Raw genomic sequence first — 20,113 nt, forward strand, 5'->3', positions numbered from 1 at the left:
GTAGAAGAGTTTTTAAAGTAAATCATTTAAATCAAATTAATGATTATAATTTACAAATTTTCATGTTTACGATGGAGAACCGGTGTACATTCAACATGTTGACGATAAGAAAGAAACTGCTCGGATTTATCCGCTTAGTCAACCGGAGAACGAAAAAGAAGTTGCATTATCCCAACTGAATGAACAATAAAACAAAGGCAGAAGGCTCTCGTTTGATGCGAGCTCCTTCTGCCTCTTTATTTTGCAAGCCATTTAACGTAGTTTACATAACATTTGTTATGTTACTATCATTTTCGATCGCACCAGCTAATACCATCGCATTGATGCCATTCACGAAGGCCTGACCGCTCGCTTTGATAATATCGGTGTCCATGGCACGTCCTGTGTAGGTTTTTCCTCCGGCCTCAAGTTGAATGTTCACCCGTCCGATCGCTTCCTTCCCATGGGAAATGCTGTTGATCTTATAGGAGGTCAGTTTGGCATCGATGCCAGTTAACGACTTGATCGTACTATACAACGCGTCGATCGGACCATCTCCAATTGCGCTGCCCTTCCGCTCTTGTCCGTTGATCTTCAAGGTGACGGTGGCCGTTGGGCATATGTCATTCGTCACGACTTGGAACGACGTGAGCTCGAACAGCGGATGAGCAGCATCGCTTGGCTCTTGATGTTCACTCAGCAGGTAATAAAGGTCATGGTCGTACACTTCTTTTTTCGCATCAGCCAATGTCAAAAAACGTTGGAACAACCGCTCAAACCCTACGGTATCCGATGTATCGAAGCCCAGCTTCTCCACCGCGTGCTTCACCGCATGCCGACCCGAACGGGCCGTCAGGATCAGTTCCATACTTTCCGCCCCCACCTCTTCAGGGGACATAATTTCATACACCTGCTTATCTTTCAACAGACCGTCTTGATGGATTCCGGAGGAATGAGCAAACGCATTGTCGCCGGTGATCGCTTTGTTCACCTGCACATCGAGCCCCGTTAAATGGGTCAGCAGCCGCGACGTACGAATCAGCTCCGTCGTATCGATGTTCGTGCGACAGCCGTACAGCCCCTCGCGTACCTTCAGTGCCATCACCGCTTCCTCCAGCGAAGCATTGCCGGCCCGTTCCCCCAGACCGTTAATGGTGCATTCAATTTTCTCGGCCCCGTTTTTGATGGCGCTTAAGGTATTGGCCGTAGCCAGACCGAGATCGTTATGACAATGGACACTGAGGATCACAGAATCGTCGAGGTTTTTCAGCCGCTCGTGAATGCGCCGGATCAGGTGGCCAAATTCCTCCGGCTCCGCGTAACCGACGGTATCCGGAATATTGATCATCGTCGCACCGGCTTTGACAACGGCTTCGATCGTCTTCCACAAATATTCAAAGTCCGCCCGCGAAGCGTCCTCGGTAGAATATTGAACCTGCGGCAGCAGTGTTTTCGCATATTTCACCGCATCGACACCCATTTGCAGAACGGCATCTTTGGAGCGGTTAAATTTCTTCTCCACATGGACGTTAGAGGCGCCAAGCACGATATGGATTAACGGCTGTTCGGCCTCACGGATGCTTTCGTACACGGCATCGATGTCGGATATTACCGCCCGTGCCAACGCGGTAATGCCTACACTGTCTCCTACGGTTCGGGCAATTTGCTGCACCGCCTGAAAATCACCTTGTGAGGACGCAGGGAAGCCGGCCTCAATAATATTTACACGGAGGCGCTTCAGCTGCTGAGCAAACTCCAGCTTTTGCCGTACGTTTAACTTGGCACCAGGGACTTGCTCCCCATCGCGTAACGTTGTATCCAGTACGATAATGTTGCGGTAACGTTCCATCTGAAAGTTCCTCCTTGATTTTGGAATTTGGATTGAATCTATGTGAAGCGGGGTTGATTAAACCCGGACTTTAATCAACAAAAAAACCCCGTCTCTGCTATAGAGACGAGGTTGAACCCGCGGTACCACTCTAATTCATTTCACATGATGAAATGATCTCTTTCGATGGCGAACACCATCTATCCTTGTAACGGCGGAATCCCGGCTTACCCTACATATCAGGCAGCTGTTCATAGACGAGTTCAACATGACGGACGCTGCCGTTTCGCACCACCCAACGGCTCTCTGAAAGGTCAAATCACGTTTACTATTTCTAATCAACACATTTGGCAATATGGAATTATTGGATATTATATGCACCTAATAACGGATTGTCAACATAAAGAGAAGAAATCCATTATTCCGACTGGAGTTTGTCTCGAAACTCTTGAAACTTCAGCAGAGCCAACTGTAGCTGTTCTTTGTAGGAGCTCCAATTTTTCTCGTCTTTGATATAACTTGAGGTGACGTTCAGCTCATCACACTGCTGAATCAGTTCTTGAATAAGCTCCTGATTATCTTGTGCAACGGTAAGTTTATTATGCGCATCCAATTTTTCGTTCAAGGAACTTAATAACTGATTGGTCTCGTCAATGACCTCATACATGGCAGAACGAAGTTCTGCGGGCACTGCCTGATCCAGAGACGGACTATCCGTGCGATTCATCGAGTAGAAAACAAACCAACTATTTTCGGAGTACCCGTCAATTTTTCCTTGAATGTAAGCCGATTCTTCTTGATCGAGCTCCACTTGGGAGATCCGTTCCAAAATGTCTGCCAAAAGAGCGAGTTGAGTCGAATATTGATGATAAAAAATATTGTGGTACAAGGTGTACGCCTCGGAATTCGGATCATCTTTCATAGGCTGACTTGTACACGAGGTGAGAATGATCGATAGAACGAAGGCGATCAAAATTTTGGGATACATTACGTCACCTCATGATACCGAAGCGTGCATATGTTTAGGCGCCTCGTCCCACGGCACAGAAAACGCTTGCCCCTTTGCACAAAAGATCGAGGACGAGGTATATGCCGGATCGGCATTTTTATTATAGTCCTTCTGGGCGATGATCGTCTCAGCTTGATGGCAAGGCTCATAACCGCCAAATTTCAGCATGATTGAACCTTTCCCGTGCGTCATCGCTGCCAGCTCTGTTGGATAATCCATAAATGTCGCTACCGGAACGACACCTGAAATCACAGCCGTCTCTTCTCCCGTCTCCGGCGGATCAAATCGGCCATGCGCTTGCTGGATATCGGTTAACACTTTACCAAGCTGATCTAAGGGCACTTTGATTTTAAAATGATACACCGGCTCCAGCAGCACATTCTCTGCCTGCTCCAACGCCTGCCGAATCGCGCGGTACGTCGCCTCGCGGAAATCGCCTCCGCTGGTATGTTTGTTGTGCGAGCGGCCGGTGAGCAACGTAACGCGCACGTCCGTCAATGGCGAGCCGGTCAACAGGCCGTGATGCTCTCGTTCCAGCACATGTTGGCCGATCATATTTTGATAGCCTACGGACAAATCATCCGCGTGACAAGTATTTACAAACGTCACTCCGCTGCCCCGTTCGGCAGGCTCCAGCCGCAAATGGACTTCGGCATAATGCCCTAATGGTTCGAAGTGACCGCAGCCCTTCACCGATGTAGATATCGTCTCTTTATACAAAATCTCCGGCGGTCCAAACGTAATCTTCATCCCAAATCGTCCCTGGACGACCTGCTGCAAGATCTCCAACTGAATTTTGCCCATGACATGGATATGCAGCTCCTGCAGCGTTTCATCCCAGCGGGTTCCTAATGTCGGGTCCTCGGCGTCCAGCAGCTGAAAGACGCGCAGGACTTCCTTCAGATGGAGCGGCGGTTCAAATTGTACCTTCGACTGCAACGTGGGGGCGAGCTCACGGCGAATCGGGTCAACCAACGCCCCGATGCCTTCACCGGAAGATAGCGCCGTCAAGCCGGTTACCGCGAACAGTTCTCCTGCTTGAACGGAATCGGCCTGCACAAACCGCTGTCCGTTGTATTTGCGAATGGCGGTTATTTTCTCCGTGCGTTGTTCGCCTTCCGGGCCGTAGGTGAGTTCATCTCTCACTTTTAACGAGCCTTGTAACGCCTTGATGAAGGTGATGCGCGTCGCTTGCTCATCATGGCGAATTTTGTACACCCGCCCCGCAAACGGAAGCATCGGATCATACCGGGTCACTGTGAGACGATCCAGCGCCTTCATAAACACGTCAATGCCGATATCCAGCAGCGCAGATCCCCTAAGGCAAGGAAACACATGGCCGTGTTGAACCATCCGTATGAGATGTTCGTTCCATTCGGCATCGGATAAGGTCCCTTCCAAGAACGGTTCCAGCAACGACTCATCTCGTTCCGCAAGCCGTGCCTTATCCGTCTCGTTCAGTTGGCCGGTCGTTGCCCAAGCCGACAGATCCAGCACATCTCCGCTCAGCTCGCGGCGGATATCTTCCAGAACCCGGTCCGGGTCCGCTCCGGTACGATCCGTCTTATTGATAAAGAAAAACGTAGGAATTCCATATGCCCGAAGCAGCTGCCAGACCGTTTCCGTGTGGCCTTCCACCCCTTCCACCGCGCTTACGATGATCACCGCATAGTCGAGCACTTGCAAAGCCCGTTCCATTTCTGCGGAAAAATCGACGTGTCCCGGCGTATCCAGCAAAAAGTAGGTATTATCCCCGTATCTCATTTCCGCCTGGTCGGCAAATACGGTGATGCCCCTTGCCTTCTCGATCTCGTGACTGTCCAAGAAGGCATCGCGATGATCAACTCGGCCGCGGCTGCGAATCGTTTGCGTGTGGTAGAGCAACGCTTCGGCAAAGGTGGTTTTCCCAGCGTCAACATGCGCCAGAAGTCCAATCGTCTTGAACATAGCTGCGTCCCCCGCCGCTTAGTTAGTTCTTAAAGCTGTGGATCGGCGCCGGTATCCGGCCGCCCCGCTCAATGAATGGCGCACAGTTAAAGGCGTTAACCGGCATAATCGGCGCGTAGCCCAGCAAACCGCCAAACTCCACGACCTCGCCAACATCCTTGCCGATCACCGGAATAATCCGAACGGCGGTCGTCTTGTTGTTGACCATGCCGATAGCCGATTCGTCCGCGATAATGCCCGAGATCGTCGCGGCGCTCGTGTTCCCCGGAATCGCGATCATGTCAAGGCCAACGGAGCACACGCACGTCATCGCTTCCAGCTTCTCCAGCGTCAGCGCACCGCGCTGCACCGCTTCGATCATCCCGTGGTCTTCGCTGACCGGGATGAACGCACCGCTTAAGCCGCCAACGTAGGAGGAAGCCATGACGCCGCCTTTTTTCACGTTATCGTTCAAGATCGCCAGCGCGGCCGTCGTTCCCGGCGCTCCTGCTTCCTCCAAGCCCATCACTTGGAAAATCTCTGCGATGGAGTCGCCAATCTCCGGTGTCGGAGCCAGCGACAAGTCGATAATGCCAAACGGAACGCCAAGGCGCTTCGACGCTTCCTGTGCAACCAACTGACCTACCCGTGTGACTTTAAACGCTGTCCGCTTAATCGTTTCGCACAACGTCTCAAAGTCCTTACCTTTCACTTCCTCCAGCGCACGCTTCACGACCCCAGGGCCGCTGACGCCCACGTTGATGACGCACTCCTGTTCACCAACACCGTGAAATGCGCCCGCCATAAACGGGTTATCTTCTACCGCATTGCAGAACACCACCAGCTTGGCGCAGCCGATCGAACCCCGATCCGCTGTCCGTTCCGCGGTACGGAGGATGATGTCGCCCATCTTTTTCACCGCGTCCATATTAATCCCGTTGCGCGAGGAGCCCACGTTCACTGAGGAGCAAACCCGTTCGGTAACGGCCAGCGCTTCAGGGATGCTGTCGATCAGCACCCGGTCGCCGTTCGTAAAACCCTTCTGCACAAGGGCCGAGAAGCCGCCGATAAAGTTGACGCCTACTTCCTTCGCCGCCCGGTCCAGCGCTTCAGCCACCGGCACGAACGTATCCGTTTTCAGCCCGCCGGCAGCGATCGAAATCGGCGTTACCGAGATCCGTTTATTCACGATGGGCACGCCAAATTGCTTCTCCAGGTCCTCCCCGGTTTTGACCAGGTTTTCGGCAGTCCGGGTAATTTTATCGTAGATGTTCCGGTTAAAGACGTTCATATCCTCGTGAGCGCAATCCATCAGGCTGATGCCCATCGTAATCGTGCGTACGTCGAGGTTCATCTCGCGGATCATCGAATTGGTTTCTTGTACTTCAACGCGTGAGATCATAGTGTCCCTTCCCTTCCTCAGATCCGGTGCATCGTATTAAAAATATCTTCGTGCTGCAGCTTAATTTCCACACCGATGGAACGGCCCAGCTCCTGCAATTCTTCAACCAGCGTCTCAAAGCTCTTGGTCGGTGAAGAAATATCCACGATCATCATCATATTGAAATACCCTTGAATAATCGTCTGTGAAATATCAAGAATGTTCACATTGTGATCGGCCAAATACGTGCATACCTTGGCGATAATGCCTACTTTGTCTTTACCCAGTACGGTAATAATCCCCTTCAACCCAAGCTCCTCCTTTATGTAAGACTCCCGCCAGCGCGGACGAGTCATCTGCTTCGATTAATTATGGCAAAAGAACAGCGATTCTTCAATAAGGGCTTTCACTCGGTGACGCGGAAAAATAACACAGCTCTGCCGTCGATATGGGCTTGCCCGGCGTTGCATCCTTTGCATGGTCAGCAGGGGTGCCGGTCATCCCTTCCGTCTCACATTCCTCAGGCTGGTACTTCCCCTGCTTCAACTTCAAATCAATAAAATCAACCACCTGCTGCAAGGAGGCGATTTGTTCAACGATGCTGGCCCGGTGCCGGATCATCTTCTCCACGAGCTCCGGGTAGTCCTCGGCATTCGCATCAGCAGACACCTTCAGGAAGGGGCGCATTTCGTCCAGGGGCATCCCGGTCTTTTTCAAACAAGAAATCAGACGAATCGTATCCAGGTCCTCCTTGTGATAAATGCGATGTCCATTCTCCTTCCGCTCGGCTCGAGGGAGAAGTGCGATTTTCTCGTAATATCGAATCGTATCCTCGGATATCCCGGTATGCTCAGCAACTTGCTTGATCGTGAAGCTGTCTTGACTAATGGATTGCGCCGCCATCGCTTGATCCCTCCGTTAACCATCTTTTCTGCATTATACAACTTGGAGTCAGCTCCAAGTCAATATTCGGAATACTTGAAAATCAAGACTTGACTTGGAGTCGACTCCAAGATCTACAATCGGCCTGAAGTCAGTGAAGGGCTTCATAACAGTAAAGGAGGCTCTGTGAACATGAATCATGGAAATCAACCTATTGCTTTAATTACGGGGGCCAGCTCCGGAATCGGGCTGGAGTTAACGCGGATGCTGATCCAAGAGGGGTGGCAAGTGATCGGTTTAAACCGATCGGACTGGCCGGCGGATGATCCGAAGCTGCTAAGTGCTGTTCAAGCGGGACAGCTCAGAACTTACAAGACATCGGACTTATCGGATTTTGTTAGTCTGCGGCATACGCTGGAACAGATTAAAACGAATGAAGCGTCGATTGATGTGCTGTTTAACAATGCCGGCCGCAGCTTCCCGGAGTTGGAGTATTCGAAGCAAGGACGGGAGCTTCACTATGAGCTGATGAGCGTTGCGCCATATATCGTCACCATGGAACTCAAGGATTTGCTGAAGCGTGGCCATTTCAAAACGATTATCAATACCTCGTCCGCAGTCATCAATCGGGTTAAAGCGTTTGACCCTAACCAGCTCGAGCGTCCGGTGAAATTCCGCAAGCTGTTAGGTCCGTATGCCACCTCTAAACTGGCGCTTACTTTATGGACCAAAGCGGTTGCTCCACAGCTCGCCGAAGAGGGGATCGAGATTCGGAGCGTGGATCCGGGAAGCAACAACACCTTACGTAAAGGGAAACGTTCGGGGCTTCCCATCTGGCTGAAACCGGTGATGAAGTTCTTCTTCTCCCCGCCGACCCATGGAGCTGGATTGCTGTATGCCGCAGCACAAGGCCAGCATCGCGGGCAAACCGGTGTCTTTCTGATCAAAGATCAAATCGTGGATATGAAGTTTAGTGAACAGGCTCAGACGGTGCTTCGCCGAGTTCATACCCTCTATCAAACGGAGTATCTTCGGGAGCGCCGCTAAATTTGCGGTGTCTCCCTAGCCTCTCTCTATTCCTTGGATGGAGAAGGATCGATTTGCTCCTTCGCTTTCAACCGTTCGATAAACTGTCGGGTTTGCCGTTCCTTGCGTTTACGTTCTTTCTCTTCACCTTTTAACGCCTTCAACAAGGAAACGCACATTCCAAGCATAATGACGGCAAAAGGCAGTGCTGCTACGATCGAAGCGGTTTGCAACCCGTTAAGCCCTCCGCTGATCAGCAGGACCAAGGCGATCAAGGACTGCAAAATCCCCCACGTTAGTTTCACCTTATTGCGAGGATGCAGCGTCCCCTTAGAAGACAGCATCCCTAACACGAAGGTTGCTGAATCCGCCGAAGTTACAAAGAAGGTAATAATGAGCAACGTAGCTACTCCCGCAATCAACGTACCTAGTGGCAGTTGCTCCAACATGAGAAACAATGCGGTGGTCACGTCTTCCTGTACCGCTTGGGCCAATCCCGCATGTTGAAAGATCTCCAAATTCAATCCGGTCCCGCCGAAGACAGCGAACCATACAAATCCGAAAGCACTGGGAATGATAAGGGCTCCAAGCACAAATTCCTTGATCGTTCGTCCGCGGGACACTCTGGCGATGAAGGTCCCCACAAACGGGGCCCAAGCAATCCACCACGACCAATAAAACAGCGTCCAGTTCCCTACCCAGGTCCCTTGAGTAAATGGGGTCATGCGTAAGCTCATGACGATGAGGTTCTGCAAGTAATCCCCCAACGTGGTCGTAAACGTATCGAAGATAAAGGAAGTCGGACCTGCCAATAACACGAACAGAAGTAATGTAATGGCAATGATCAAGTTGGTGTTGCTTAACAGCTTAATGCCTTTATCGAGCCCGGTGGTGGCAGATAACAGGAACAAGACGGTCACAACCGCAATAATGATCGCTTGGGTCATTATCGCATTGGGGATCCCAAATAAATGATTGAGCCCGCTGCTAATCTGCAGAGTGCCTAAACCTAACGAGGTGGCTACACCGAAAACCGTTGCGATCACAGCGAGAATATCGATGATTTTCCCCAGAACGCCTTGAACCAGCTTCTCGCCTAAGAGCGGAATGAAGGTCATGCTAATCAGTCCGCGGTACCCTTTGCGGAATTGGAAATAGGCGAGGGCAAGCGAAATGAGCGAATACACGCCCCAAGGATGCAGACCCCAATGGAAAAACGAATATCGCATTGCCAGTCGGGCTGCTTGCGGGGTACCTCCCTCTGCCCCTTCGGGCGGGATTAAATAATGCGACAAAGGTTCGGCCGCTCCCCAAAAGACGAGCCCGATGCCCATCCCTGCGCTAAAGAGCATGGCAAACCAGGAGAGATTCGAATATTCGGGCTCATCGTCATCATCGCCCAGCTTAATCTGACCATGCTTGCTAAACGCCAAGTATAGCGAAAAAACAAGAAGTCCCAGCGTGGTCATTAAATAAAACCAGCCGAAACTTCCGATGGAAAAACCTAATACCTGATCCGCTGTCGCTGCCAAATGGTCTGGAGCAATAGCTCCCCAGAGGACGAACAACAGAATAATCAGAAAAGAAACGATAAATACCATTTGCCTTAACCCCCAGCCTCAGTCAAAGTAACATCCTGTTACAATTGTTTGCCGAGACTGGGGAATTATGCATGACCGTGGAAGGTTGGAAATAGCTCTACCGGAACTGCCGATTCCGTTTCGCTTCATATTGCTTCTTCAGCAAAGCGAAGACAACCGCATCCACAAATTGATTTTTCTCGAAGAACGTTTCCTTTAAATATCCTTCCTCATGAAAGCCCGTCTTCTCCAACAAGTACCTGGATCGAATATTGTCGGGGTCGATATAAGCCTCAATCCGATTCAGCCCTAGATCCTCGAAGCCAAAGCGCAGTATCTCCTGCAGCACTTCCGTCATCACACCTTGGCGCCAATAGTCTGGGTTGAGCTCGTATCCGACCTCTGCTTTGAAATGCTCCTTCGACCAGTTATGAAAACCACAAGTGCCGATCACCCGGTCGCTTTCGGCCTTAACCGTAATCGCCCAGCGAAAGCCCCGCTTCTCCAAATAGCGGCTGTTCCACTTCTGGATGAGTTCCTCGGCCTCTCGGAGCTCCACGAAACGATCCAAATCGTAATATTTGGTCACTTCGTCGTTGGAGAAATAATGGAACAAATCGGCGGCGTCCTTCGTCGTCAGCCTTCTGAGTACAAAACGTTCCGTTTCTAATTGAGGGAACATTTTCATAACGACCGGTCCTTTCCTCCTAAAATAATACGTAAATCTATTATAGGTGAAGGACCGCGCCAAAAGGAAGACTTAAAATCTTCAGAACTTCCGCTGCAAGCGCACTCTTCAAGCAGCAACCGTAAGTTTAATGCCAATGCCGAAAGGATCACTAAGCCGCAGCTCATTCCCCTCCCGCGTATAAACCACCTTGGCTTCATCTAACCGGCTTACAACGGTGTCCAATGCCGGAACGTCCGGCAGCTCTACCGTAAAGTAACGAATGCCCACCGCATCCTCCGGCGCTGGCGGTGCACCTTTGCCCGCCCACAGGTTTAAGCCGATATGGTGATGGTAACCGCCAGCCGAGATAAATAACGCCGATGCGCCGAAGTATAGTGTGACCTCAAAACCTAATACGCCGCAATAGAACTGTTCCGCCACCTGTAAATCCCCTACGTGAAAATGCACGTGGCCCATGCGCGTACCTTCCGGCAAACCGTTCCACTGCGCATGTTCGGAGAGTTGTAACAGGTTTTGGATATCCACCGGATCGGTTGTCATGTGAATTTCGCCGGATGCCGTTTTCTGCCAGGTAGCGCGGGGGCGATCGGCATAGATCTCAATGCCGTTCTGATCCGGATCACTTAGGTACAGCGCCTCGCTGACCAAGTGATCCCCCTGGCCCACGGGGATTTGATGCCGGATCAAATTGCGCAGAACAAGCCCCAAGGTCACCTGCCCCGGAACTAAGATGGCAAAATGGTACAGCCCAGATACAGACTGCTCCGGCAGCACGCGATAACGGGGATCTGCCTCCAGAATCAATAAAGGATGTTGGCCGTCTATGGTTAACTCGGCCACATGACCGTTTTGGCGCAACAGTCGAAGGCCGATCACCTCTTGATAGAAGGTGAGCGAGCGCTCCAGATCGCGAACTTTCAGTTGAACAACGCCCAGTTTTGTGGCGGGATGAATCGGTAAGGGATGAGCCAAGATCGATGTCCTCCTTCATAATTGAAAACAATGTAAAAACCAATAAATGACCGTTAAGCAAGTGTAACAGAGGATGTTACAATTGCATCGTTGTAATCAGTATAGTTACAGGAGCCTGCATTGTCAATTTTTCGCTCAAAAAAAGCCCCCTATCGTTAGGGGGCTTCACTCCGTTGACCGCTAAAGGTGAATTTCGCGTTACACGGATGGATTGTTGACGACCGAAATTTCGTTCACCACATCCTGCAGCGTTACCGCCGCAAGCGTATTTTCCATTGCCTTCTGCGCCTTGGAGAAAATCGGTTCAATGGCCGCTTGAATATTCTTACCGACCAAGCAATCGGGGTTGGTCTGATCATGGACGGCAAACAATCCGTCTTCCTCCACAACATGCACGGCACGGTATACATCCAGCAGAGTAATCTGATCCAGCTGCCGTGACAGCTTGGCTCCGGCCACCCCCGTACGGACTTCTACCAAGCCCGCTTTGCTTAGCATGCCCATAATGCGGCGGATGACAACCGGGTTCGTGTTCACGCTGCCGGCAATATATTCCGATGTGCAAATCTCGTCCTTACTGATTTCAAGCAGGGACAAGATGTGAATCGCCACAGAAAATCTGGAGCTAATCGTCATGATAAGCCGCTCCCCCTTTCCATCATCATGTAACCATATTAGTTACTTGAGGAGCGGAATGTCAACCGCCTTTCTCACCATGCAAACTCGCTGAACTTCCGTACCTCTATTATTTTCCGTCGAGCAGGTTCCCCAAGCCGCCGAGCAGGCTGCCTTCATCCTTGCGGCCTGAATAGCGGGATGCGGACAATACGCGATCTGCCAAACGGCTGAACGGCAACGATTGCACCCAAACTTTGCCGGGGCCGCGCAGCGTAGCGAAGAACAGACCTTCCCCGCCGAACAAGGCAGTTTTAACTCCTTTGACGAACTCAATGTTGTAATCGACCGAAGCCGTCATGGCCACCAAACAACCGGTGTCGAGGCGAAGCACTTCGCCAGGGGCAAGGTCTCTCTCGATGACCAAACCGCCGGAATGCACAAAAGCAAGCCCATCGCCTTCAATCTTCTGCATAATGAAGCCTTCCCCGCCAAAGAAGCCGGTACCCAGCCTCCGCTGGAATTCAATGCCGACGGACACGCCTTTGGCTGCGCACAGGAACGCGTCTTTCTGACAAATCACCTTCCCGCCAAGCATTTGCAGGTCCAGCGGGACGATTTTTCCAGGATAGGGTGAAGCAAAAGTAACGGCCTGCCGTTGATACCCGGCGTTGGTGAAGACCGTCATAAACAAGCCCTCACCGGTCAACAACCGCTTACCTGCCCCCATGAGCTTGCCCATGAGACCGCCGCCTTGATTGCTGCCATCGCCAAAAATCGTCTCCATCCGGATATCGGGATCCATCATCATAAAGCTGCCGGCTTCCGCTACGACGCTCTCTCCCTGATCCAAATGGACTTCCACACACTGCATTTCACTTCCAATAATCCGATAATCGATTTCATGTGCATTCATGGAACATACCGCCTCCTGATATGAAAAAAATGAACTAGCCCGCAACTTCACATTGCTTTAGATATGTAATGCCATAAATTAATCTTGCTTCAAAAGCGCGCGAATCACGGCGTAGCTGATCAGGCTGCGGTCCCGATAGACAGCGGTCACCGCATCGGGGTGTTCGCCGAGGATGCCTTTCTGCAAAATCGCTGCACCAAACCCGCGCTCTACCGCGCCATTAAACGTAAACGTAACGCAGTGTTCGGCGGCAAATCCGCAGACCACGACGAAGTCGGTGTCCTGCTCACGTAGAAGCTCCTCAAGGTTCGTCTTCCAGAACGAGTTATTCCATACCTTGGAGACCCGCAGGTCGGATTCAACCAGTTTGACCTCTGGGATAACGTCGTAACCTGGAGTTCCCACACCTCCATCCTGATCCTGGACCACCACAACCGGTCGACCTGCTTCTCTGAACAAGTCTGCGACCGCATTAATGTACTCGCAAACCTCTGGGATTTCACTTTGGATGCGTGGATGGTTCAAAAAAGCCTGCTGCATATCGATGATTAATAAGGCAGGTTTCATGCTTTCCTCCTTTGCCGCCTGTATGGCAGACGCCCAATTTCCTACATTATACACGATCCATGAACTCATGCATCGTAGTTGACGATGAAGTTTTTTTTGCGATTCGAGATAAAAACGGTTGACCCTCACATTAATGTCAGGGTTTATAATGAACCCAAGAAAGCAGGTGATTCAAAAGCGATGAGAATTGGTGAATTGTCCAAAGCTACAGGTGTCAGCATCCGCTCTGGTACTATCCCCTATCTTGGACGAGCTGCATGAGGAGTACGGCGGGGCCGTTCACCTGCTGAAGGTTGACTGTGATGAACTCCCGGATTTGGCGTCACAATTTGGTGTGATGTCGATGCCGACCGTGATCTTTTTTCATCAAGGCCGACCAGTGGAGAAGCTGATCGGGCTGCGGCCGAAGGATGCCTACAGAAATTTGATCGCGAAATACCCGTCGTCAACCGAATCCGCCTAAAGGAAAAGAGAAATGAAAACCAGCCAGCCGCTAAAGCTCAGACGACTGGCTGGTTTCTTTGTAAGCTGCTTTTCATTCATAGACGAGAATATCACGGAGTTGCTTCGCTTGCTCAATATAGGGCCCCTCCGCCAAATTGTTAAACGCTAAATGGGTGGCACGCAAGCTGAGCAGTTGGTCGCCCGGCTTGAGGCCAAATTGCTGCCAGGTGGTCAACGGCAGCGTAAAATATCCTTTGCTATTCAAGTACACCCAGCAAAACGTCCGTTCTTTCACGATAACCGGTTCCCCTTCCGGGATGGCGAATTGCTGAAGCTGAGGAATGCTGGCGAAGATCGGGGCCAGCGGCGAGTTGGCGATCAGTTCTTTGCACAGAACGCTAAAGCCTTTGGCCGTATTCCGGCCGGTCATCAGAATAATGTTGGAATCCGGTCGAATTTGGTACTCTTGCAGGGCTTGATCCGGAAGGTAAAACGATCCGTCGGGAAGAATCTTGCTCCATGCATAAAAGTACTTCCCGCCTTTGGCTTGCACTGCCATGTACATCATCCCCCGAGCAAATTGATGATTTCTATCGAACAGGATATTCAAAAAGCCGTCCATAGCTGTTTCGCGAGATGGATCCGACTCTTTGAATGTCTACCTAATAGAATAATCATCGCCCAATCGCGGGGATGGGAGATATGATATTCATCACCTTGCAGGTCGCTGATAAGTTTATGGATTTGTTTCGGTGAGATCCTCCATTTTTTCTGCAAAATAAAGTTTATGTGCCTTAAGTACGATAATCTTCAGCATCATGTACACCGGAATCGCCAAGATCATCCCCAGAATGCCGCCAAAATCGCCGGCCACCAGCAACAAAACGATCGTAGTTAACGGATGAATATTGATCGTCTTGCCATATATGTAGGGAGAGATCAGGTTGCCTTCGATTTGCTGCGCAACCACCACAACCACGATAACCCAGAGCACCATAGTCGGAGACACGGTGAATGCCACGATCACACAAGGAATTGCCCCCAGCAGTGCCCCGAAATATGGGATGAAATTAAACAACGCCCCTACTACCGCAAGAAGCAGCGGATACGGCAACCCGATCATCCAAAAACCGATAAAGCTCATAAACGCCAGCAGCAACGCACTAATCATACGCCCGGCGATAAACCCTTTGAGCATGTTGTCGATTTCATGGATGACGTTGGCTCCATCCCGGCGGTAACGACTAGGCAGCATCCGCACCAGCATTGGCGTGACCCGTTCATCCTCCTTCAGCATGTAATAGAGCAGAATCGGAACAGTACCTACGACAATGACGAAGTCGTTCAGGAAGGTCACCACATGAGACAAGTAACCGGAAATGGCTTCCATAGCCGAGTTCAAATATTCCGTGACTTTGCTCATCAGTTCCGGACTGGTTTCATTCGTCACCATAGAGAGGTAGCGATTGTCGCGGATGTCGTTGAATTGGGTCTGCAGTCCATTGATCATTTTCGGCACATTGTTCATAAATTCAATGATCTGCTTCCGCAGCGGCGGCCAGACCACGATTAAGAAGATCGTAATAACTCCGGCGAATAATAAGTAAATGAGCAAAATCGACAGTACCCGGTTCAGTTTCTTCCGTTCCAGGAACTGGACGATCGGTCGCAGCAGATAATACAGAAATCCGGAGATCGTAAGTGGAACAATTAATATGGATACCAGCGTCACCAGCGGATTAAAGATAAAACTGACCTTGGATAACAAATAGATGATGGTCAGCACCATAATAATCCCAAGTGATGTGCGATAGAACGGATGTTGCCACAAGGTTTATTCCTCCTCCCCCACTCTTCCGCTATCCAACGGAAGTCAACGGTTTAAGCCTCCGGCAGCGTATCCCACGCAGCATCCAACAAGGTATCAAACAACTCGTCGTCCTCTTCGATCCGTTCGTCAACGGCAAGGAATTGCTCCTCAATGCCCGGTTCGTTGGCATAATGAAGGCTGTAATCCCAATCCGTCCCCTTCTCACTGTAGAAGGTAATTTCATAAGCAGCCTTATGCGAGCTTACTTCGAAAATAGTCTTGCCGATGTAGGAACCATCCTCCTCCCGGCGCATTTCTGCATGAACAATGGTCAATTCGTTCATCATGTACGTAACTCCTTTTTATGGGACAGTCTCTTTGCAATATCGTACCATGTTTTGGGGGAATATCAAATGTAGAAACGAAGGATCGCCATCGCGCGGCATTCCAATTTTGCTGGCAAATGGTGTATGATTAAGCATGTAATTAATTCCTAAAGTTTGGAGGAACCCGTAGATGTCCGATTTTCAAAAGAAACTGGAAAAATATGCAGAACTCGCTGTCAAAATTGGCGTTAACGTTCAACCCGGACAAAATCTGATTATCAACACGACCATCGATAGCGCGGAGCTCGTCCGTCTTATTGTGAAACAAGCCTATGAAGCTGGCGCTCGCTTCGTTAAAGTTAACTGGAGCGATGATGTGGTCACCCGTCTTCGCTATGATATGGCTGCCGAAGAATCCTTCCTAGATGAACCGAAATGGTATGCCGGCGAGATGTTGGAATACGTAGAGAACGGTGCCGCGGTGTTGCATGTCATCTCCTCCGACCCTGACCTGTTGAAAGGCGTGTCGACGCAACGGCTCACCAATCATCAGAAAGCATACGGCAAAGCGATGAGCAAGTACCGTGAAATGCAGATGTCCGATAAATTCAGCTGGTCGATCGTAGCTGTACCTTCCAAGGCATGGGCAGACAAAGTCTTCCCTAACCTTCCTGAAGAAGAACGTGTACCCGCGTTGTGGGAAGCGATCTTCCGTACGGTTCGCCTGGATCAGCCTGACCCGATCGCGGCATGGCAGCAACATATCGAGAACCTCACGCAAAAATCCGATTACTTAAATGCGAAACGCTACAAGAAGCTGCATTATAAAGCACCAGGTACCGACCTGACCATCGAGCTGCCGGAAGGCCATCTGTGGGTCGCTGCTGAGAGCATCAACGCCCAAGGTAACACGTTCCTGGCTAACCTGCCAACTGAGGAAGTGTTCACGGCTCCGCTTAAAACAGGGGTAAACGGCACGGTCTCCGCGACAAAACCGCTGAGCTACCGCGGCACGATCATCGACCGGTTCTCGTTGACGTTTGAGAACGGCCGAATCGTGGATTACAAAGCCGAAGTAGGTGCCGATGTCCTTAAACAGCTCGTGGAGCTGGACGAAGGCTCGCATTACTTGGGAGAGGTGGCATTAGTACCGCATAACTCTCCGATCTCGCAATCCGGTATTCTGTTCTACAATACACTGTTTGACGAGAATGCCTCCAACCACTTGGCCATCGGAAATGCCTACGCGTTTAACCTGGAAGGCGGCAAATCAATGTCCCAGGAAGAACTGGCACAACGCGGGTTGAACTCCAGCTTGGCGCATGAAGACTTTATGGTTGGATCCGCAGAGATGGATATTTTCGGCATCACGGCAGACGGCAAAGAAGAGCCGATCTTCATTAAAGGCAACTGGGCATTCTAATTGAAAAAACAATAAAACCGGATGCTCTCGATCCAAGAGAGTCATCCGGCTTTATTTTATTAAGCGCCCGCTTCTTCCAACGGCAAGAGCTGCTCGCGAATAAGCTTGACGCGAGAGATTCGTTTGTTGTCGGTCTCCTCCACCACGTACGTGATTCCGCCATATTCTACGGTTTGCCCGACCTGCGGAGGCAGGATATCGATCCTTGAATATAACCAACCGCCAATGGTGTCATAGTCGTCGGAATCCAGCTCCAGGCCAAATCGGTCATTGATGGACTCGATCAGCATAAGCCCGTCGATCGAATACACATTCGTGTCCAGCTGCTCGATGCCAGGACGTTCTTCATCGAACTCATCCTGAATCTCACCCACAATCTCCTCGACAATGTCCTCCAACGTCACCATCCCAGAGGTCCCGCCGTATTCATCGATCAGGATCGCGATTTGCGTCCGTCCCCGCTGCATGCGCTTCATCAAATCACTGATCGGAATCGATTCCGGGACGGCCATAATCGGACGTATTAGATCGCGGAAATTCCGGTTTTGGGAGCGGATCAGATCTTTAATATGAATAAATCCGATAATATGATCTTTATCATGATTGCAGACAGGATAACGTGTTCTTGTACCTTCCAAGGCGATTTCCAGGTTCTCTTCCAGCGAATGCTGCGTATACAAACAGATCATTTCTGTTCGGGGGATCATAATCTCACGGGCGGTTGTATCAGCAAACTCAAAAATATTGTCGACCAGCGACATTTCCGTACTATCGATCAAACCGCTCTCGCTGCTTTCCTTCATCATCACACGGATTTCTTCTTCCGTGTGCAGCGAGTCCTGCTCCGTTACAGGCGCAATGCGAAACAGTCGCAAGAGACCGGCGGAGAGCCCGTTTAACAGCCAGATGAACGGGTACATCAACCGGTAAAAGATGCTCATCGGCCAAGCGAGCCATAACGTAATAGTCTCGGCTTTACGGACAGCGATCGTCTTGGGGGCCAACTCTCCCAGCACGATATGCAAAATGGCGATCAAGAGAAACGAAACGGCTAACGAAATGATAAAACCCGGCCGTTCACCCAAGCCCATCATCTCGAACATCGGCCCTAAAATTCGGGCAACGACAGGCTCGCCAAGCCATCCAAGCCCAAGCGAACTGAGGGTGATCCCGACCTGACAGGCTGACAAGTAACCGTCCAGCTTGCTTAACAGCTCTTTCGCGATTTTCGCGCTCCTTCGCCCCTCCTCAGCTAACGCCTCGATGCGGGAGCTCCTCACCTTCACAATGGCAAATTCAGCCGACACAAAAAGTCCGTTAAGCAACACCAATAACACCATGAATCCTACGGAATAAAGACTCGGTAAAGGGTCACTCAATACGTTTCCTATTCCCGCCGATCCGGCGGCGAATAGGTGCACCTCCTTCGTGGATTAAAATCATCAATATTCAATTGCATTCGATATGAGAAAGACAGCTTTAATTTCCCAAGGGATTCATCTCCTTTATTTCCAAACCGTTACATTCGATATATGAATTCTTCTTAATTATATTATTATACACTACACAGTCAAACGCTGCGGTATTCCTAACGAACAGGCGTGGCAGGCTGGAAAAAATAAAAAAAGGCCCCCTTGAAATCCCAAGGGAACCAGAGTGCGCTTATCGAGTTGGCGGCGGGGATCCAATCACACCAGGATATTGATAAATCAACGGCTCGTCAAACGTCGCGTAGTCGAAATTGACCATCAGCAAGACGGTCCGCACGCCGGTAACCGGATCGCTAATAATGATATGATCGCGACCAGCCGCTTCCAGCACACCTTTAAAGACTTTAGCGTTCCATTCGCTGTTGTTCTCGTAGGTCATGTAAAACGTGCCAACTTTGCCCAAATTCAGACGGAAAATATTTTCAATGTAAGATTGCTCATACACCTGCGTCGGCATTGGCATCACCATTCCGGTGGGCGTCATCGGGCTTCCGCTGGATACTTGCGGCGGCATGCCAGTTCCGGTTGTCTGCGGATATCCGCCTCCCATCGGCATCATCGGATAAGTACTTTGGCCCGCAGGATACGCAGCTGGCCGGAATTGTTGAGTAAACATGAATTCCATTCCTCCTCAAAATTAATCAAGCGATACGATAGAGTTAATAGACGGATGGACAGTCTTGCCCGGATGGAGCAAAGAAGCAATGTGCCTTATATCGGCCGGTATTTTGTTGGTTATACCAAGTGCCAGGACAATCACCCGTTGGCCTGAAGAACCATAACGCATTCGACGCGGGCCAAATTCGTTCCCCGTTAATGACACGTTGGGCCAATTTGATATCCCGGTCGCGTGCGCGTTGATAGAAATACCCCTTGATCGTTGCTTCGAATCCGCCTGGACGTTGAAACACCATCCGATTCATGTCGCGAACATCCCGAAAGTCCAAGCAATCTGCCAAGATTCGGTTCACGCCGACATTGCCGACCATCAACATCCCTTGTTCGCCTTCTCCTTCCGCTTCTGCGCGCATCAGGCGCGCCAGCAGCTTCACATCTTCGGAGTTCGCTTTAATGACGGCCAAGTTGGGTCCTCCTCCCTCTCTGCTGAACGGTATATCTTATGTGCATCTGCCTATTTTGGTGCTAGAAGCTGGTAAAAATTCGGTGTCAAGGCGAGGAGTCAAGGTTTTATGTGAATACGGTTACAATCTTGAACATTTCGTGTCTATTTCTATGGACGCGCTTACA

The 20,113-nt window shown here is 50.5% G+C and carries 21 protein-coding genes, 1 pseudogene and 1 other annotated feature; of the genes and pseudogenes, 4 read left to right on the forward strand and 18 right to left on the reverse strand.

Annotated features, from left to right (window positions below; all coding sequences use genetic code 11):
* Positions 1–67 precede the first annotated feature (67 nt).
* A pseudogene (locus tag RW092_RS07595) lies at positions 68–190 on the forward strand (H-type small acid-soluble spore protein); the annotation flags it as partial.
* A 72-nt stretch (positions 191–262) separates the two neighbouring features.
* On the opposite strand, the gene RW092_RS07600 reads toward RW092_RS07595, so the two are convergent.
* From RW092_RS07600 to RW092_RS07625, 6 genes are all read right to left on the reverse strand, one after another.
* Positions 263–1,828, reverse strand: a complete 1,566-nt coding sequence (locus RW092_RS07600) for a 2-isopropylmalate synthase (protein ID WP_316009917.1) — start codon at positions 1,826–1,828, stop codon at positions 263–265.
* A gap of 98 nt (positions 1,829–1,926) precedes the next feature.
* Positions 1,927–2,158: a binding site (T-box leader), on the reverse strand.
* 67 nt (positions 2,159–2,225) lie between these two features.
* Complete coding sequence (locus RW092_RS07605) at positions 2,226–2,795, reverse strand: hypothetical protein (RefSeq protein ID WP_028537622.1); 570 nt, start codon at positions 2,793–2,795, stop codon at positions 2,226–2,228.
* Between the two features lie 9 nt (positions 2,796–2,804).
* Entirely contained in the window at positions 2,805–4,763 is a 1,959-nt protein-coding gene (locus tag RW092_RS07610) for a TetM/TetW/TetO/TetS family tetracycline resistance ribosomal protection protein (protein WP_316009918.1), read from the reverse strand.
* Between the two features lie 22 nt (positions 4,764–4,785).
* Positions 4,786–6,144, reverse strand: a complete 1,359-nt coding sequence (locus tag RW092_RS07615; protein ID WP_009226123.1) for a PFL family protein — start codon at positions 6,142–6,144, stop codon at positions 4,786–4,788.
* 17 nt (positions 6,145–6,161) lie between these two features.
* Positions 6,162–6,431 carry an ACT domain-containing protein gene (locus tag RW092_RS07620; RefSeq protein ID WP_009226124.1) on the reverse strand — a complete coding sequence of 90 codons (270 nt, stop codon included), beginning with the start codon at positions 6,429–6,431 and terminating at the stop codon, positions 6,162–6,164.
* Between the two features lie 85 nt (positions 6,432–6,516).
* The gene (locus tag RW092_RS07625; RefSeq protein WP_316009919.1) at positions 6,517–7,026 is read right to left on the reverse strand and encodes a MerR family transcriptional regulator; all 510 of its coding nucleotides are present in this window, start codon (positions 7,024–7,026) and stop codon (positions 6,517–6,519) included.
* A 171-nt stretch (positions 7,027–7,197) separates the two neighbouring features.
* On the opposite strand from RW092_RS07625, the gene RW092_RS07630 reads away from it, so the two are divergent.
* The gene (locus RW092_RS07630) at positions 7,198–8,052 is read left to right on the forward strand and encodes an SDR family NAD(P)-dependent oxidoreductase (protein ID WP_316009920.1); all 855 of its coding nucleotides are present in this window, start codon (positions 7,198–7,200) and stop codon (positions 8,050–8,052) included.
* Between the two features lie 26 nt (positions 8,053–8,078).
* On the opposite strand, the gene RW092_RS07635 is transcribed toward RW092_RS07630, so the two are convergent.
* The 6 genes from RW092_RS07635 to RW092_RS07660 form a co-directional block, all read right to left on the reverse strand.
* A complete protein-coding gene (locus tag RW092_RS07635; RefSeq protein ID WP_028537618.1) occupies positions 8,079–9,632 on the reverse strand; it encodes a glycine betaine uptake BCCT transporter in 1,554 nt (517 codons plus the stop codon).
* Positions 9,633–9,729: 97 nt separating this feature from the next.
* Positions 9,730–10,299: a GNAT family N-acetyltransferase gene (locus RW092_RS07640; RefSeq protein WP_009226127.1), complete on the reverse strand. Its 570-nt coding sequence runs from the start codon at positions 10,297–10,299 to the stop codon at positions 9,730–9,732.
* 108 nt (positions 10,300–10,407) lie between these two features.
* Positions 10,408–11,277 carry a VOC family protein gene (locus RW092_RS07645; RefSeq protein ID WP_410055521.1) on the reverse strand — a complete coding sequence of 290 codons (870 nt, stop codon included), beginning with the start codon at positions 11,275–11,277 and terminating at the stop codon, positions 10,408–10,410.
* Positions 11,278–11,472: 195 nt separating this feature from the next.
* A complete protein-coding gene (locus tag RW092_RS07650) occupies positions 11,473–11,910 on the reverse strand; it encodes an Rrf2 family transcriptional regulator (RefSeq protein WP_009226129.1) in 438 nt (145 codons plus the stop codon).
* A 109-nt stretch (positions 11,911–12,019) separates the two neighbouring features.
* Positions 12,020–12,805 (reverse strand): TIGR00266 family protein, encoded by a 786-nt coding sequence (locus RW092_RS07655; RefSeq protein ID WP_009226130.1) that lies wholly within the window; start codon positions 12,803–12,805, stop codon positions 12,020–12,022.
* 78 nt (positions 12,806–12,883) lie between these two features.
* A complete protein-coding gene (locus RW092_RS07660; RefSeq protein ID WP_016312120.1) occupies positions 12,884–13,372 on the reverse strand; it encodes a cysteine hydrolase family protein in 489 nt (162 codons plus the stop codon).
* 211 nt (positions 13,373–13,583) lie between these two features.
* On the opposite strand from RW092_RS07660, the gene RW092_RS07665 reads away from it, so the two are divergent.
* Positions 13,584–13,835: a thioredoxin family protein gene (locus tag RW092_RS07665; protein ID WP_316009922.1), complete on the forward strand. Its 252-nt coding sequence runs from the start codon at positions 13,584–13,586 to the stop codon at positions 13,833–13,835.
* A 72-nt stretch (positions 13,836–13,907) separates the two neighbouring features.
* Here RW092_RS07665 and RW092_RS07670 read toward each other — a convergent pair whose 3' ends face one another.
* From RW092_RS07670 to RW092_RS07680, 3 genes are all read right to left on the reverse strand, one after another.
* Positions 13,908–14,375, reverse strand: coding sequence for a hypothetical protein (locus tag RW092_RS07670; protein ID WP_028537616.1), 468 nt, complete (start codon positions 14,373–14,375; stop codon positions 13,908–13,910).
* Positions 14,376–14,552: 177 nt separating this feature from the next.
* Positions 14,553–15,647, reverse strand: coding sequence for an AI-2E family transporter (locus RW092_RS07675; protein ID WP_028537615.1), 1,095 nt, complete (start codon positions 15,645–15,647; stop codon positions 14,553–14,555).
* 50 nt (positions 15,648–15,697) lie between these two features.
* On the reverse strand, positions 15,698–15,973 hold the full coding sequence (locus RW092_RS07680) for a hypothetical protein (RefSeq protein WP_016312116.1): 276 nt from the start codon (positions 15,971–15,973) through the stop codon (positions 15,698–15,700).
* 169 nt (positions 15,974–16,142) lie between these two features.
* Here RW092_RS07680 and RW092_RS07685 point away from each other — a divergent pair, with 169 nt between their 5' ends.
* Positions 16,143–17,375, forward strand: coding sequence for an aminopeptidase (locus RW092_RS07685; protein ID WP_028537613.1), 1,233 nt, complete (start codon positions 16,143–16,145; stop codon positions 17,373–17,375).
* A gap of 59 nt (positions 17,376–17,434) precedes the next feature.
* On the opposite strand, the gene RW092_RS07690 is transcribed toward RW092_RS07685, so the two are convergent.
* From RW092_RS07690 to RW092_RS07700, 3 genes are all read right to left on the reverse strand, one after another.
* The gene (locus RW092_RS07690) at positions 17,435–18,715 is read right to left on the reverse strand and encodes a hemolysin family protein (protein WP_174844448.1); all 1,281 of its coding nucleotides are present in this window, start codon (positions 18,713–18,715) and stop codon (positions 17,435–17,437) included.
* Between the two features lie 322 nt (positions 18,716–19,037).
* Positions 19,038–19,481, reverse strand: a complete 444-nt coding sequence (gerQ, locus tag RW092_RS07695) for a spore coat protein GerQ (protein ID WP_016312113.1) — start codon at positions 19,479–19,481, stop codon at positions 19,038–19,040.
* Between the two features lie 43 nt (positions 19,482–19,524).
* On the reverse strand, positions 19,525–19,947 hold the full coding sequence (locus RW092_RS07700; RefSeq protein WP_016312112.1) for a cell wall hydrolase: 423 nt from the start codon (positions 19,945–19,947) through the stop codon (positions 19,525–19,527).
* Positions 19,948–20,113 lie beyond the last annotated feature (166 nt).

It is taken from the genome of Paenibacillus sp. 3LSP (genome assembly GCF_032465655.1).
Taxonomy (GTDB): domain Bacteria; phylum Bacillota; class Bacilli; order Paenibacillales; family Paenibacillaceae; genus Fontibacillus; species Fontibacillus barengoltzii.

Bases quoted from the DNA above. Each gene is read 5' to 3' on its own strand.
- RW092_RS07600 (WP_316009917.1), bottom strand. From the start codon at position 1,828: ATGGAACGTTACCGCAACATTATCGTACTGGATACAACGTTACGCGAT.
- RW092_RS07605 (WP_028537622.1), bottom strand. From the start codon at position 2,795: ATGTATCCCAAAATTTTGATCGCCTTCGTTCTATCGATCATTCTCACC.
- RW092_RS07610 (WP_316009918.1), bottom strand. From the start codon at position 4,763: ATGTTCAAGACGATTGGACTTCTGGCGCATGTTGACGCTGGGAAAACC.
- RW092_RS07615 (WP_009226123.1), bottom strand. From the start codon at position 6,144: ATGATCTCACGCGTTGAAGTACAAGAAACCAATTCGATGATCCGCGAG.
- RW092_RS07625 (WP_316009919.1), bottom strand. From the start codon at position 7,026: ATGGCGGCGCAATCCATTAGTCAAGACAGCTTCACGATCAAGCAAGTT.
- RW092_RS07630 (WP_316009920.1), top strand. From the start codon at position 7,198: ATGAATCATGGAAATCAACCTATTGCTTTAATTACGGGGGCCAGCTCC.
- RW092_RS07635 (WP_028537618.1), bottom strand. From the start codon at position 9,632: ATGGTATTTATCGTTTCTTTTCTGATTATTCTGTTGTTCGTCCTCTGG.
- RW092_RS07640 (WP_009226127.1), bottom strand. From the start codon at position 10,299: ATGAAAATGTTCCCTCAATTAGAAACGGAACGTTTTGTACTCAGAAGG.
- RW092_RS07650 (WP_009226129.1), bottom strand. From the start codon at position 11,910: ATGACGATTAGCTCCAGATTTTCTGTGGCGATTCACATCTTGTCCCTG.
- RW092_RS07655 (WP_009226130.1), bottom strand. From the start codon at position 12,805: ATGAATGCACATGAAATCGATTATCGGATTATTGGAAGTGAAATGCAG.
- RW092_RS07660 (WP_016312120.1), bottom strand. From the start codon at position 13,372: ATGAAACCTGCCTTATTAATCATCGATATGCAGCAGGCTTTTTTGAAC.
- RW092_RS07670 (WP_028537616.1), bottom strand. From the start codon at position 14,375: ATGGCAGTGCAAGCCAAAGGCGGGAAGTACTTTTATGCATGGAGCAAG.
- RW092_RS07680 (WP_016312116.1), bottom strand. From the start codon at position 15,973: ATGATGAACGAATTGACCATTGTTCATGCAGAAATGCGCCGGGAGGAG.
- RW092_RS07685 (WP_028537613.1), top strand. From the start codon at position 16,143: ATGTCCGATTTTCAAAAGAAACTGGAAAAATATGCAGAACTCGCTGTC.
- RW092_RS07690 (WP_174844448.1), bottom strand. From the start codon at position 18,715: ATGGTGTTATTGGTGTTGCTTAACGGACTTTTTGTGTCGGCTGAATTT.
- gerQ (WP_016312113.1), bottom strand. From the start codon at position 19,481: ATGTTTACTCAACAATTCCGGCCAGCTGCGTATCCTGCGGGCCAAAGT.